This window comes from Nitrospina gracilis Nb-211, from assembly GCF_021845525.1.
Taxonomy (GTDB): domain Bacteria; phylum Nitrospinota; class Nitrospinia; order Nitrospinales; family Nitrospinaceae; genus Nitrospina; species Nitrospina gracilis_A.
The window spans coordinates 2,825,471-2,839,395 of sequence record NZ_JAKJKD010000001.1 but is presented as its reverse complement, the minus strand read 5'-3'; the positions used below and the strand labels follow the sequence as shown (position 1 = coordinate 2,839,395).

At 60.7% G+C, this 13,925-nt stretch carries 14 protein-coding genes and 4 tRNA genes; 16 read left to right on the top strand and 2 right to left on the bottom strand.

Going from position 1 to position 13,925, the window contains the following annotated elements; translation table 11 throughout:
• The first annotated feature begins 347 nt into the window (after positions 1 to 347).
• A complete protein-coding gene (locus J2S31_RS13425; RefSeq protein WP_237099666.1) occupies positions 348 to 1,808 on the top strand; it encodes a sodium/proline symporter in 1,461 nt (486 codons plus the stop codon).
• 15 nt (positions 1,809 to 1,823) lie between these two features.
• Here J2S31_RS13425 and J2S31_RS13420 read toward each other — a convergent pair whose 3' ends face one another.
• Positions 1,824 to 3,113, bottom strand: a complete 1,290-nt coding sequence (locus J2S31_RS13420; RefSeq protein WP_237099665.1) for a 3-deoxy-D-manno-octulosonic acid transferase — start codon at positions 3,111 to 3,113, stop codon at positions 1,824 to 1,826.
• 12 nt (positions 3,114 to 3,125) lie between these two features.
• Positions 3,126 to 4,349, bottom strand: a complete 1,224-nt coding sequence (locus J2S31_RS13415; RefSeq protein ID WP_237099664.1) for a 3-deoxy-D-manno-octulosonic acid transferase — start codon at positions 4,347 to 4,349, stop codon at positions 3,126 to 3,128.
• A gap of 101 nt (positions 4,350 to 4,450) precedes the next feature.
• On the opposite strand from J2S31_RS13415, the gene lpxK reads away from it, so the two are divergent.
• The 15 genes from lpxK to rplL all read left to right on the top strand — a co-directional run bounded on the left by lpxK (position 4,451) and on the right by rplL (position 13,904).
• The gene (lpxK, locus tag J2S31_RS13410) at positions 4,451 to 5,563 is read left to right on the top strand and encodes a tetraacyldisaccharide 4'-kinase (protein WP_237099663.1); all 1,113 of its coding nucleotides are present in this window, start codon (positions 4,451 to 4,453) and stop codon (positions 5,561 to 5,563) included.
• Positions 5,529 to 6,041 (top strand): methyltransferase family protein, encoded by a 513-nt coding sequence (locus J2S31_RS13405; protein WP_237099662.1) that lies wholly within the window; start codon positions 5,529 to 5,531, stop codon positions 6,039 to 6,041. Before lpxK ends, J2S31_RS13405 begins: the two co-directional genes overlap by 35 nt.
• Before the next feature lie 13 nt (positions 6,042 to 6,054).
• On the top strand, positions 6,055 to 8,520 hold the full coding sequence (locus J2S31_RS13400; RefSeq protein ID WP_237099661.1) for a hypothetical protein: 2,466 nt from the start codon (positions 6,055 to 6,057) through the stop codon (positions 8,518 to 8,520).
• A gap of 17 nt (positions 8,521 to 8,537) precedes the next feature.
• Complete coding sequence (locus J2S31_RS13395) at positions 8,538 to 9,791, top strand: amidohydrolase family protein (RefSeq protein ID WP_237099660.1); 1,254 nt, start codon at positions 8,538 to 8,540, stop codon at positions 9,789 to 9,791.
• Positions 9,792 to 10,190: 399 nt separating this feature from the next.
• A tRNA-Tyr gene (locus tag J2S31_RS13390) sits at positions 10,191 to 10,275 on the top strand.
• Between the two features lie 19 nt (positions 10,276 to 10,294).
• A tRNA-Gly gene (locus J2S31_RS13385) sits at positions 10,295 to 10,371 on the top strand.
• Between the two features lie 22 nt (positions 10,372 to 10,393).
• A tRNA-Thr gene (locus tag J2S31_RS13380) sits at positions 10,394 to 10,465 on the top strand.
• Positions 10,466 to 10,572: 107 nt separating this feature from the next.
• Entirely contained in the window at positions 10,573 to 10,722 is a 150-nt protein-coding gene (rpmG, locus tag J2S31_RS13375; protein ID WP_237099659.1) for a 50S ribosomal protein L33, read from the top strand.
• 91 nt (positions 10,723 to 10,813) lie between these two features.
• A tRNA-Trp gene (locus tag J2S31_RS13370) sits at positions 10,814 to 10,888 on the top strand.
• A gap of 23 nt (positions 10,889 to 10,911) precedes the next feature.
• The gene (gene secE, locus J2S31_RS13365) at positions 10,912 to 11,100 is read left to right on the top strand and encodes a preprotein translocase subunit SecE (RefSeq protein ID WP_237099658.1); all 189 of its coding nucleotides are present in this window, start codon (positions 10,912 to 10,914) and stop codon (positions 11,098 to 11,100) included.
• Positions 11,097 to 11,654, top strand: coding sequence for a transcription termination/antitermination protein NusG (gene nusG / locus J2S31_RS13360; protein ID WP_237099657.1), 558 nt, complete (start codon positions 11,097 to 11,099; stop codon positions 11,652 to 11,654). Before secE ends, nusG begins: the two co-directional genes overlap by 4 nt.
• 29 nt (positions 11,655 to 11,683) lie before the next feature.
• The gene (rplK, locus tag J2S31_RS13355; RefSeq protein WP_237099656.1) at positions 11,684 to 12,118 is read left to right on the top strand and encodes a 50S ribosomal protein L11; all 435 of its coding nucleotides are present in this window, start codon (positions 11,684 to 11,686) and stop codon (positions 12,116 to 12,118) included.
• 19 nt (positions 12,119 to 12,137) lie between these two features.
• Complete coding sequence (gene rplA, locus J2S31_RS13350) at positions 12,138 to 12,827, top strand: 50S ribosomal protein L1 (protein WP_237099655.1); 690 nt, start codon at positions 12,138 to 12,140, stop codon at positions 12,825 to 12,827.
• Between the two features lie 80 nt (positions 12,828 to 12,907).
• The gene (gene rplJ / locus J2S31_RS13345; RefSeq protein WP_237099654.1) at positions 12,908 to 13,438 is read left to right on the top strand and encodes a 50S ribosomal protein L10; all 531 of its coding nucleotides are present in this window, start codon (positions 12,908 to 12,910) and stop codon (positions 13,436 to 13,438) included.
• A gap of 82 nt (positions 13,439 to 13,520) precedes the next feature.
• Positions 13,521 to 13,904, top strand: a complete 384-nt coding sequence (gene rplL / locus J2S31_RS13340; protein WP_237099653.1) for a 50S ribosomal protein L7/L12 — start codon at positions 13,521 to 13,523, stop codon at positions 13,902 to 13,904.
• Positions 13,905 to 13,925 lie beyond the last annotated feature (21 nt).

Here is a 13,925-nt window from a genome sequence, read left to right as displayed (position 1 = left end):
CCGCCGTTTCCACCCAGACTGAGTCTGGACACAACGGGTTGTATTTAGTAGGAGCCAGTAGATTTAAGTCCACCGACCAGGCATGATCCTGTCTCTCCTCCACGTGGTGGACCCGGTCAGGCCGGGAGCGAATGAGTAAACAACTTAATTAACCGCAGATGGACACCGATGAACACGGATAAAAATGCAAGTGGGAGATCGATCGGTCCCCCCTTGTAAAGGGGGAGTCCACCCACTTCCTGCTGTTAAAGTTCCCTATACATTATGTACGCGTTGGTGGGGTGGAGGTATTTCACGCGGAACGCGCCGCATGGAATTTCGGCTGAAGACGCTTTACAATGGTGGGTATGACGGAACTGTCCGGCGCCATCATCGTCGTCTTCTGCTTGTACGTCCTGCTGATGCTCGCCATCGGCTGGGTGACCTCGCGTTACCAGAAATCCGCATCGCACTATTTTCTCGGCGACCGCTCGCTGAAAGCGTGGGTGACGGCGGTGTCCTCCACCGCCTCATCGGAAAGCGCGTGGGCGGTGCTGGGCACGGTGGGGCTGGCGTACAAGGACGGCTTGGCCGCGTTGTGGTTCCTGCCCGGTTGCCTGCTCGGGTACGCCCTCAACTGGTTCTTGCTCGCTGAACGCCTGCGCAAGCACTCGCTCGACACCGGCGCCATCACCCTCCCCGATTATTTCGAAGCGCACTTTCACGACAAGACCCGCGTGCTGCGCGTGCTGTCGGTCGGCATCATTTTTTTCAGCATGATGGCGTACGTGGCGGCGCAGTTCACCGGCATCGGCAAAACCTTCGACGCCATTTTCGGCATCCCGCATTACATCAGCATTCCCGTCGGCGGCGCGATCATCATCGTCTACACCATGATGGGCGGCTTTCTCGCCGTGGCATGGACCGATTTCGTGCAGGGACTCATCATGGTCGCGGGCCTGGTGGTGCTGGCGGTGGTCGGGTTCGTGCACCTGGGCGGGTACAGCGGCATGGTGGAGCAGGTGGGGCAGGCCTCGCCGGAAACATTGCAGTGGATGGGCGGCAAACCGACCGCCGTGTTCTTCGGCTCGATGATCGGACTGCTCGGCATCGGCCTCGGCTACCCCGGCCAGCCGCAGGTGTTGAACCGTTACATGGCGGCGAAAGACAAGAAAGTCATCGAGACCGGCGTGTGGATCGCCCTCGGCTGGGGCTTCCTCGTGTACGGCTCGGCGATCCTGTTGGGCATCTGCGGCAACGCGCTGTACCCGGAGCTGGACGATCCCGAACACCTGTTCCCGCGCGCCGCCACGGACCTGTTGCCGACGGGCCTCACCGCCGTGGTGCTGACCGGGGTGATGGCGGCCATCATGTCCACCGTCTCGGCGCTCATCATCGTCGCCACTTCATCCGTGGCGCACGACGTGTACTCGAAGATGATCAACCCCAACCTCACGCACGCACAGATCGTGCGCATCAGCCGTTTTACCGTGCTGGTGCTCGGCCTCGGCGCAATGATCATCTCGTTGATGGAAACGCACGTGATTTTCTGGTTTGTTCTGCTGGCGTGGTCGGCGTTGGGATCGAGCTTCGGTCCGGTGATTTTGTTCTCGCTGTACTGGAAAGGCGTGACGCGCGAAGGCGCGATTGCCGGCATGGTGACGGGATTCGTCACCACCGTCGTCTGGTACCACACCGGTTTGAAAGATTTGCTTTATGAAATGATCCCCGCCTTCACCCTGGCGACGCTTGCCGTGTACGTGGTGAGCAAACTCACTGCGAAGCAAACTGTATCGACAAGCGTCCCCACACCTTCGCACGAAGAGTAGGGCACCCCCCGTTTTTCAGTTCGCCCCATCTAAGGCTCTCAAGATCAGTGCCGCCATTTCGCGCGAGGCGCCTTTTTTTTCCTTCACCAGCGTCACCGCTTTTTCCGTCAGCCGCGCGTGCAGGGTGTCTTCCTCAAACAGTTCGGTGATGCGTTTGGCCATGCTGTCGGCATCGGCGACCTCGATGGCGATGCCGAGTGCGCCCAGTTCGTCCGCCGAGTGCCGGACGTTCTCGACGTGGGGTCCGTGCAGAACCACCTTGCCCTGCGCCGCCGGTTCGATGAGGCTGTGCCCGCCGCCCGGCGCGATGAGACTGCGCCCGACAAACGTCACGTCGCCCACGGCATACAGCTTCGCCAGCTCGCCCATGGTGTCGAGCACGATCACATCGCGGCCGTGGGAGTCGTCCGGCTTCAACTCGCTTTTGCGGATGGCGTTCAGGCCGCGCGCCTCGATCAGTCCCATCACCTCGCCCACCCGTTCCAGGCGGCGTGGCGCGAGCAGAAGCGTCAGCTTGGGGAACCGCGCGCGCAGTTGTTCGTAGGCGTCGAGCACGATGGCTTCTTCGCCCGGATGTGTGCTCCCCGCCACCCACACCGGATGGCTGGCCGGGATGCGCAACGCCTCGCGCAGGCGGAAGCCTTCCGGCTCGCCGACGGTTTTGAGTCCGTCGTACTTGGTGTCGCCCACCACGCGCAGTTTTTCCGGTTCCGCGCCGAGGCTCACCATCGCCTGCCGGCCCGCCTCGCTTTGCATGCAGATGAGGTCGAAGCGGTTGAGCAGTCCCTGCACCCACGGTTTGACGAAGCGATAGCACTTGACCGACTTCTCCGAAAGCCGGCCGTTGAATAATATCTGCGGGATGCCGCGCGCTTTGAGCAGGTAGATCATGCCCGGCCAGAAACCGGTGTCGGTGAGCACGTAGAGATCCGGGCGCAGGCGCGCCAGTGCGAGATTGAGAAACGGCCAGCAGTCGAGCGGGTGAAAAAAGATCTGGCGCGCAAAGGGAATCTGGCGGAGCGCGCCGTCGTAACCGGAGTCGGTGGTGACGGACACCACGATGTCGAGATCGGGCCGGTCCTCGTGCAGGCGGCGCAGTACCGGCGCGGCGGCGTTGACCTCGCCGAACGACAGCGCCTGCACCCAGACGAGCGGCCGCCCTGCCTCCCGCTTCACTCTCGGCACGTAGCCGAAATGGTGGCCCAGCCCGCGCGTTTTTTTGCCGTTGATGATGGCGTAGAAAAAAAACAGCGGCAGAACGAGGATCGCGGCGAGGCTCGACAGAGTGTGATAAAGAAGGGGCATAAAAGTGTCCGGTCACTCGGTTGTGGGCATCAGCAGTTGTTCGAGGATGCGCAGGTTGGCGTCCAGGGCGCCGCGGTTTTTTTCGATGGTCTCGCGCGCCAGCCGTCCGCGCAGTTGCATGTCCTCCGGTTGCAGGAGCAGTTCGCGCAGGGTCGGATACAGATCGTCGGCGCTTTTCAACTGAATGCCGCCGCCGGACTCCACCAGCAGGCGCGCTTCTTCTTTGAAGTTGTCCATGTGCGGACCGAACACCACCGGCACGCCGTGCAGGGCGGGCTCGAGGATGTTTTGTCCGCCGAACTCCGGGCTGAACCCGCCGCCAACGAACGCGAGTTGACTTTGCCGGTAAAAATCGTTGAGGTGGCCGATGGCATCCACCAGTATGACGGTGGTGTCTTCGTCCGGTGGCCCATCGAGTTCGCTGAACCGTTTGTACGGCAGGCCGCGGTTGAGGAGCATCGCCTCCACTTCATCACAGCGTTGTGGGTGGCGCGGCGCGAGGACGAACCGCTTCGGCGCGTTCTCCATTTCCTGCGTGAGGCGGGTGATGGCGTCGAGGATGGGCGGTTCGTCGCCGGGGCGCGTCGAGCCGAACACGATGAGCGTGCGGTCTTCCTGTTTCTGTTCACCGGCGGCGGCTTCCGGCAGGGCGTCGAATTTCATGTTGCCCGTGGTGTCCACCCGCGCCTCCGGGATGCCCAGGCCGAGCAGGCGGTCCGTGTCTTCCTGGGAGCGCATGGCGAAGCGGTCCACGCCCGCCACCATCCAGCGGAACAAAGGTGCGATCTGCCGGTAGCGTCTTGCGGACTTGCGCGACATGCGGCCGTTGACCAGCAGAACCGGGATGTCGCGTCCGGCGCACTGGTGCAGGAGTCCCGGCCAGAACTCGGCCTCGATCAATACCAGCAAAGCCGGGTGCAGGCGGTTGAGCACGCCCGCGTTGAGCCAGAACAAATCCGGCGGCAGGCGGAACACCGGACAGAGATCGAACTCCACCGCCTGCTGGTATCCCGTTGGCGTGAACGTGGAGAGCACCACCTGGTGATGCGGAAAGCGTTGCAGAAGGCCACGGATCAACACCCGCGCCACCCGCACCTCGCCCACCGAAGACGCGTGCACCCACAGCGTGTCTTTACAGACAGGCAGGGATTTCCAGTTGCTCCAGCGTTCCCGCATCTTGCCGCGGAAGTCGGGGTCGTACGCCATCCGCGCCAGAACGAAAGGCGAAACCGCCATAAACACGAGGCCTGTGATAAGATGATAGATCACAATCATGGCTTTGATTATAAACCAGATACAGGCGTTTTGGGGATGCGCCGGGGATTCCGAAAACAAAAATGAGCATTGAGTCCTTGTTCTACCAGGTCATCTCGCCCGGCCGCCGTTTCTACCACGTGCCACTGTACCTGCTTTTGAGAAGCGTGTCGTTGTTCTACGGCCTGGCGCAGAGACTGCGCGTGGCCTGTTACCGCCTGAAAATTCTGCCGACGCGCAAGCTGGAGAAACGCGTCATCAGCGTCGGCAACCTGACCCTGGGCGGCACCGGCAAAACGCCGACGGTGGTGTGCATCGCCGAAACCCTGAAGCGGTACGGCTACCGTCCGGCGGTGTTGAGCCGCGGTTACGGTGGCGAGTCGCCGCTGGCGGTCAACGTGGTCAGCGACGGCAAAGAGGTTCTGCTGTCTCCGGCCGAGGCCGGGGACGAACCGGTGATGATGGCGCGCCGGCTGGAAGGCGTGCCCGTGCTCACCGCGAAAAGCCGTTTTGCCAGCGGACGCTTCGCCATCGACAACCTGGACGCGGACGTGCTGATTCTCGACGATGGCTACCAGCACCTGCCACTGCACCGCGACCTCAATATTCTTTTGTGCGACCACCAGGACCCGTTCGGCAACGGGTACATTTTCCCGGCGGGCGAACTGCGCGAGCCGTTGGAAGAGATCGAGCGCGCCGATGTCATCTGCCTCACCCGCTACCGTCCTTCCGTGAACAACGGCCTGATCGCGCACAACCCGAAGCAGGTTCCCGTCATCGCCACGCAACTCAGACCGCTCGACCTCATCCATCCGCCCACGGGCCAGGTCACGCCGCTTGCGGAATTGCAGGGACGGCGCGTCGGATTGTTCTGCGGCATCGGCAATCCCGCCGACTTCAAGGCATCGCTCGAGGCGCTGGGCGCGGAAGTGGTGGCGAAGTTCGCGTTTCCGGATCATTATGCCTACCGCGACGAGGATTTGAAAGAAATCGAGACGCGCGCCCGCGAAAATGGCGCCGAGTGGCTTGTGACCACGGAGAAGGATGCCGTTAAGTTTTTCGATCACGCGTTCGGCTTGCCGTGGCGCGTGCTCCGTGTTTCGCTGGAAGTGGTGGAAGGCGCAGAAGACTGGTTGCGCCTGATCGTGCCGGAGTCCGTCGATGAACGCGTGGGAGGTGCCGGTGCCGGAACCTGATGCGGGCCGCGAGGCGGAAGGTCCTGCCGCCGAAGCGATGTCCCCGATCAAAGGCCTGGTGCTCACCATTGCCATTCCGTCCGTGTATCTCGGTGCGTTGTTGGTGGCGTGGCTCGGCCCGAAGCATTTTGGATTCGGCGTGCGGCCCCTGGTGTATGCCGGGTTGACGATCGGTTTGTCGGGTCTTTTATTCTGGATTGTGGCGATGGCGCAGTTGGGAAAGTCCCTGGCGGTCCTTCCCGGCGGCGACCGGCTGGTGAGCCGTGGCGTGTACCGCTATGTGCGGCACCCGGTGTACCGGGGCATTGAGCTCACGTTTTTCGGATTATTTCTTGCGGTGGGATCGGTACAGGGAATGGTTTATCTTTTTGTTGTGGTGGTGCCGCTCAACATCGTGCGTGCCCGGCAGGAGGAACGCGCCCTGCAAAACAAATTCGGCGAGGCGTACTCCGCCTACCGCCGGCAGACGTGGTTTTGAAACTCGAGTGAACGTGAACGCGATGAACGAACAGGGTGGCCGGGTGGTGATGCGTCTTGCGTGTCATGTGATTTGCGCGGGGATGATTCTTTTGGGGCCGGCCGCGGGAGCGCGGGCGGAGGGCCCATTATCGCCGGTCGAGTCGCATGCGCCCGCGGAAGAGCTGTCCGCATCCGGCGGCGGATCGGACCTGTTTTCCCTGTATCCCCTGCTGGGGTTGCCGACCCTCAAGAAAGAGGTGCCGGTGGTGACCGGGCTTCAGGAAACCCAACAGGCGGGTTGGCTGGGCATAGCCCCGCGCGAGACCAAGCCGGTGTTTTTGCCGGATGCGGACGATTTCACCCCCGCGCTTCGGGTGCACCGTGTCTATCCCGGCTCGACGGCGGACAAGGCGGGTTTGCTGGTCACCGACCGCATCGTCGCCGTCAACAACGAACCGCTGGAACTCGGTGGTGAGAACTCGCTGGTCGTGCATTTCAAGAACCGCGTGGCGCAGGTCGGGGCGGGCGGCAACCTGCAACTCAAACTCCTGCGCGGCGAGGTGGTGATGGATATGGCGCTCACGCTCGATCCCATCCCGACCCATCCCGCCGTTTTGCCCGTGCATCCGGAGCTGGACCGGCTTCACGCCGAGGCGAGGGAAACTTTTTTTTCGCAGACATTGGAGCGCGAAGGCATGCAGGACGAATTTCAAAAAACCCTGCGCGCCATGAAAAAAACCTCCGAACGCGTGCTGACCACCGCCTTCGCCGGCGGTGAGTCCAACCCCTTCCGCGTGGGCGAGGTGAATTACACCCTCCACCGTCCGATGGACCTGCCCTGGTTAACGCACTTGCTCACGCGTTCCGTCAACCGGTCCTTTTCCGCTGAGGTGCACCGGTTAGGGTCCCTGATTCAGGCGGGACTCGATGCTCTGGACATGAAAGACGGTGAAGAAAAGATACCCGCACCGCCCGCGGACCTGGGCGAGTTCATCGACCGCCTGGCCGCGGCGATGAACCGGGCGGAAACGATGAGGCGCGAGGCGCTTTCGCAATTGACAGTGGAGGAAGTGAGCACCCTCGAAACCGGAATCCGCGACTGGCTGTTGCAGGACCTGGAAGACGACACCCTCCACCGCACGGAAATCGAAAAGCGCGAAATGGAAGACCGGTTCCTGGTGTGGTTCGAGACCGCGCTCAAAGTGGACCGTCACAAACTCCTCGCTGCGGGAAAACAGATCGCCGATGCCCTCGACGTCGAATGGCTGAAAGCTTGGAAACAGGACGGCGCGTCCTTTCAACCCTTCCGGCAGGGATGGGTGGTGCGTGAGGAACGCGACCGGGTGGTGATCCGCACGGCGGGCATCACCATCGTGATCGGCGATGGACAGTCCAACGTGTACAGCGATGACGCCGATGTGATCATTGATCTCGGAGGCAACGACCGTTACCTCAATACGGCGGGAGCGAGCCACGTCGGGCGGCGCAACATGGTGATGATCGATTTCGCCGGCGACGACCTGTACCTGTCGCGCGGATGGGGCCGGCAGGGAGCGGGCCTTCTGGGCGCGGGGTTCCTGCTCGACCTCGGCGGCAACGACCATTATGTGGCCGACCACTTTTCGCAGGGTGCGGGGTTCCTCGGAATCGGCGTGCTGGTGGACACCGGCGGGCAGGACCGTTATCAATGCCACGTGTTCTGCCAGGGTGCGGGCTTCCTGGGCATCGGCATTCTGGCGGATGCGGGTGGCGACGATGCCTTTTCCAATTCCATTTACGGCCAGGGGCTGGGCGCCACCGGCGGCTACGGTCTGCTGGTGGACGCCGATGGACAGGACCGCTACACCTCCGGCGGTTTGTTCGCCGATTATTCCGAGCCCATTCTGGCATTCCGTTCCATGTCGCAGGGCGTGGGGCTGGGCTACGACCGCTGGGACAGCCTGATCCAGGTGTCCGGCGGCGTCGGCATCCTCTCCGATCAGAACGGCAACGACACCTACGTCGCCGATTACTTCGCCCAGGGCACAGGGCAGACGTACGGACTGGGCATCCTGCATGATGGGAACGGGGACGACCGCTACCTGGCAGGACGTTACGCACAGGGCGCCGGTTTCCGTCAGGGCGCGGGGTTGCTCCTGGACAGTGGGGGGGATGATGATTACCTGTCGCACGCCGGAGTGTCGCAGGGTGTCGGTCACGAAACCGGGGTTGGCATGCTGATCGACCGAGCGGGCGACGATCGCTACACCAGCAGTCTTCTGTCGCAGGGCGCGGGCAACGGCGACGGCATCGGCATGCTGGTGGATACCGCAGGCGATGACGAATACGCCTGCCGCGACCTGGGTCAGGGATTCGGTCTGTTCGACCCGGTGGCGGGGCAGGGCAGTTTCGGGTTCCTGTTCGACACCGGCGGGGGTGCGGACCGCTATTCCCTCGGCCGCGACAACGACGCCATCTCCCGAAACGAAGGCTGGGGCATCTCCGCCGACCTGCATTGATTGAAGGAATCAGGGTTATGACCGAACCGGTCCGCACGCGCATTCTCTTTGAACGGCTGGTCACCATGACCGGCCGCGAGTATGAAGGCGGAGAGGTGTGGGTGAAAGACGGGCGGGTGGAGTCGATCCGCGACACCGTCACCCCGGACGATCCCGTCCCCACCATCGACCTCACGGGTCACCTGCTTCTGCCCGGCTTCGTCAACGCCCACAGCCATATGGGCCTGTGCGCGCTGGAGGGCCGGCTGACGCCGGGCACGCCGTTCGCCGACTGGATTCTGGATGTGGTCGCCGCCAACACCGCGCTCGGCTGGACCGACCGGGTGGGCGCGCTCCACCGGCACAGTCAATCCATGTTGCGCTCCGGCGTCACCCTGCTGGGGGATTACCTGGCGCACCCGGAACTGCTGGTGGAACTGGCGGGCCTGCCGTTCCGGCAGGTGTTGTTTCTGGAGACGCTCGGTTTCCCGGAGGAAGACGCGCAAGCCCGGGCGGCGCGGGTGGAGAGTTTGCTCGAGGAACACGAATCACAGGGAGGGCGCATCCGCTTGGGCATCGCCCCGCACGCTCCGTATTCCGTCTCGCCGCAGTTGTTCCGCAGATTGAAAGCCATCGCCCGCCGTTACCGTTGTCCCATGTCCTGCCACGTGGCGGAGGTGCCGGAAGAGAACGAATTCCTGCTCACCGGCAACGGGCCGATGCGCCATCTGCTGGAAAAGCGCGGCGCGTACGATGCCGCCTGGCAGCCGCCCGCGATAGGGCCGGTTGCCTACCTCGACCGGTTGGGCGCGCTGGAGGGCCTGGTTGGCGTGCATCTGAACGACGTGACGGCGGATGTCGATTTGCTGGCCCGGCGGAACGTCACCGCCGTGTTCTGTCCCGGAAGCACCTGCTGGTTCGGCCGGGAGCAGTATATGCCGGTGCGCCAACTGGTGGACCGGGGCGTGCCGGTGGGACTGGGCACGGATTCATTGGCCAGCAACGAGTCTCTGAACTTTCTGCGCGAATTGAAGCTCGCCGAGTCCATGTTGCCGAATATGAGCCGGGCCGAAATTTTGACAATGGCCACCCGTTGGGGGGCCGAAGCCTTGCACAGCGAGGCCGGAACCGTGGAGCCCGGCCGCCCCGCCGACCTCATAGCGTTCCGCATGGATGAAAAGTCAGGCGATTGGTTCGATATACCATTTGAAAGCGGGCGCGAGGAAGTGGATTGGGTGATGATTTACGGAACCCCGGTGCCCACTGAGGCTGGTCCGGAAGGTGAGCGCTAACTAATTGAAAGCGTAGAAGTTGTTGGGGATTCTGTGAAACGGTCGGAAAAACGGAAAAAATTGTCCTGCGGGTCCAAAAAAATTTGTTTCCCTTGTGAAATCCATGATAAATTGAAACGGGATTTTGGCGGAAAATCCCCCAGCCTCAAATTTGGCCCGGATCTAATTCTTTTTTGTTGACACTAATCGAAACAAACAAGTAGAATCCATATTTTCGCGCACATAACGTGGGTTGACAGGGCCCGGTTGTTGAAACCGCAGGCAGAAGGTTTGCGGGGGGAGGCCAAAGGGCGCCCGTGTCGCCTGTGTAACATATTGTAATCAAAGATCTTTTGGGTTCAGGAAGTTAGGAGCCCTTTTTTATTTTTTTTGTCAGGGGTTGTTTCAACCTCAGAAGCTGGGGAGATTCCCGAGCGGTCAAAGGGACCAGACTGTAAATCTGGCGGCTCAGCCTTCGGAGGTTCGAATCCTCCTCTCCCCACCATTTTCAAACTACGGTTCCAGCGGGAATAGCTCAGTTGGCTAGAGCGTCAGCCTTCCAAGCTGAGGGTCGCGGGTTCGAGTCCCGTTTCCCGCTCCAAAACAGTGGCATGAATTATCAGGCCCACGTAGCTCAGTGGTGGAGCACTTCCTTGGTAAGGAAGAGGTCATCGGTTCAATCCCGATCGTGGGCTTGCCGTTTTTTGATATAGAGAAGTAAAAAAAACGTTGCCGGAGCAACCTGAAACTTTAAGAGCCGGGGCCGGATCCGGTTCTTCTTTCTGATGGAAACAGTTGAGCGATGAGGGATATTGTACTTTTGGCGTGCGGTGAGTGTAAGCGACGGAATTATTCCACCACCAAGAACAAGAAGAAAACCACGGGCCGTTTGGAATTCAGCAAGTATTGCAAGTTCTGCAGGAAGCACACTCCTCACAAAGAAACTAAATAACAACTCATCAGTTGGGTCGGGTTGCGCCGGGAGACCGGCGGGGGTCTGTCGTATGCAGGCGCCTCCTTCGGTGGCCTTCAGGAAATGAGATAGGCCAGTAGCTCTAATTGGTTAGAGCACTAGACTCCAAATCTAGGGGTTGGGGGTTCGAATCCCTCCTGGCCTGCGTACTTACGTGTCGGATGGTCCATGCTCGCAAAAAGTAAAGAATTCTTGTCCGGAGTCAAAGCGGAAGTCAAGAAGGTCACGTGGCCTGCCCGCAAGGAAGCTGTCGGTGGAACCATGGTGGTGTTCGTCGTGGTGGCGTTCATTGGTCTGTTTCTCTGGATCGTGGATACGATCCTTTCCAAAATCGTGGAGGGCATGATTTCCGGATGAGCGAGGATATGGAGAACGCGGTGACCAAGGGTAAGGACTGGTATGTGATTCATACCTATTCCGGCTATGAGAACAAGGTTAAGCTGAGTCTGGAGGAGCGCTTTGCGCACCACGGCGTCCGCGACAAGCTGGGAGAGATCGTCATTCCCACGGAAGAAGTCGTGGAGGTACGCCAGGGCAAAAAGAAAATCAGTTCGCGCAAGTTCCTGCCCGGGTACGTGCTGATTTCGGTCGATATGGACCAGGACGTCTGGTACCTCATCAAGAACACGCCGAAGGTCACCGGTTTTCTGGGCGGCACGGAGCCGACGCCTTTGTCCGAGGCGGAGGTCAAGGAAATCATGGATCAGGTCAAGGGCGAGTCCCAGCGGCCGAAGCCGAAGTTCCAGTTCGAGAAGGGCGAGGGCGTGCGCGTGATCGACGGCCCGTTCATGAACTTCAATGGCACCGTGGAGGAAGTCAACCACGACAAGGGTAAGGTCAAGGTCATGGTTTCCATATTCGGACGGGCGACGCCGGTGGAGCTGGAATTTCCGCAGATTGAGAAAGTGTGAGCAGTACGAATTCGAAAGGTTGAGACAACATGGCCACTAAGAAAAAGAAAGTCGCGGCGCAGATCAAGCTGCAGATAGCCGCCGGGCAGGCGACGCCTTCGCCGCCCGTGGGTCCGGCGCTCGGTCAGAACGGCGTTAACATCATGGATTTCTGCAAGGCGTTCAACGCCGCCACGCAGGGCCAGGAAGGCATGATCATTCCGGTCGTCATTTCGGTGTATGAGGACCGTAGTTTCAGTTTCATCACCAAGTCTCCGCCCGCCTCGGTTCTGCTCAAGCAGGCGGCGGGCATCGCCAAGGGTTCGACGCATCCCAGCAAGGAAAACGTGGGCACCGTCACTCGGGCGCAGGTGAAGGAAATCGCCGAAATCAAGAAAGCGGACCTCAATGCGTACGATGTGGACGCAGCGATGAAGATCATCGAGGGATCCGCGAAAAGCATGGGCATCAAGGTTACGGATTAGGAGCGAGAAAGGATTCAGCATGGCCAGGCATGGAAAAAAATACCGGGCGGCGGCGGAGAAGATCGACCGCAACCAGCGCTACGCGCTGGAAGAGGCGTTGCAGCTCGCCAAGGGCGGCGTCGAGACCAAATTCGACCAGTCGCTGGACGTGGCGGTGAAGCTGGGCGTCGATCCCCGTAAGGCGGATCAGAACATCCGCGGCAGCGTGGTGCTTCCCAAGGGCACGGGCAAGAAATTCCGCGTGCTGGTGTTCGCCAAGGGGGAAAAGGAAACCGAAGCGAAGGAAGCGGGCGCGGAGTTTGTCGGCGGCGATGACCTGGTGAAGAAGATTCAGGACGGGTGGTTCGAGTTCGACCGCGTCGTGGCCACGCCGGACATGATGGGCACCGTGGGCAAGCTCGGCAAGGTGCTGGGTCCGCGCGGACTCATGCCCAACCCGAAGACCGGCACCGTCACCTTCGACGTGGCGGAGGCCATCCGGCAGATCCAGGCGGGTAAGGTGGATTTCCGCGTGGACAAGGCGGGCATCGTGCACGCGTCGGTGGGCAAGGCCAGCTTCTCGGTGGAAGACCTGGCGGAGAATTTCAAGGAGTTCATGGGGACGCTGGTCAAAATGAAGCCCTCCACCGCAAAGGGCGTGTACATCCGCGGCGTGTCGCTGTCCAGCACCATGGGCCCGGGCGTGAAGGTGGCTTACACCGGCAACTGACCGTGGAGATGGATCGCGAATGCGGAATCGCGGTTGGCGAATTGAAGTAGACGATTTGAGCAAAGGAAAGGGATCGCATCGTGCCGACACCAGTAAAAGCAAAAGAGATTGAACGGTTGAACGGAGTGTTCACCAAAGCCAAGTCGGCGGTGCTGGCGAATTACCAGGGGCTGTCGGCGGAGCAGATGACCCAGCTTCGGGCGCACATGAAGGGACGGGCGCTCGAGTTCAAGGTCATCAAGAACACCCTCGCCCGCATTGCGGCGAAGAATACGCCCTTCGAGGTGCTTGACACTTCGTGGGAAGGGCCGATGTCCATCATCATCAGCTTCGACGATGAGGTGGCCCCGGCCAAGGCGCTTTCCGATTTTGCCAAATCGGGCGTAGAAAAAAATCCGCAGGTGGTCTGCGGGATTGTGGACGGTCAGGCGGTGACGCCGGAGCAGGTCAAGGCGCTGGCCGACCTGCCGTCGAAGGAAGTGTTGATTTCGCAGATGCTTTCGGTCTTCCAGGGACCGACCCGCAATTTTGTGGGTGTTTTTGCCAGCCTGCAGCGCAAGCTGGTGGGTACTCTGGATGCCGTCCGCGAGAAGAAGGCTCAGCAGGGCTGACTTTCGGGCGGACCCAAAAAGGCGAACGAAATTTTTTCGAAAATTATTTGAATAAGCGTTTCATCCCAGAAAGGAGATTGCAATGGCAGTCACGAAAGAGGACGTCATTTCCTTCATTGACAACATGACGGTTTTGGAGATGTCGGAATTCGTCAAGGAATTGGAAGACAAGTACGGTGTTACGGCGGCGGCTCCGGCCATGATGGCGATGCCGGCGGGTGCTGGCGGCGATGCCGGTGCGGCGGCGGAAGAGAAGACGGAGTTTGACGTTATTCTCGCGGCCGCGGGTGACAAGAAAATCCAGGTGATCAAGGAAGTGCGCGGCATCACGGGCCTGGGTCTGAAAGACGCCAAGGACCTGGTTGAAGCGGCTCCCAAGCCGATTAAAGAAGGTGTGAAAAAGGAAGAAGCTGAAGAGATCAAGAAGAAGATCGAAGAAGCTGGTGGAACTGTTGAGATTAAGTAACGCCTTTCGCCTTCTTTTGAA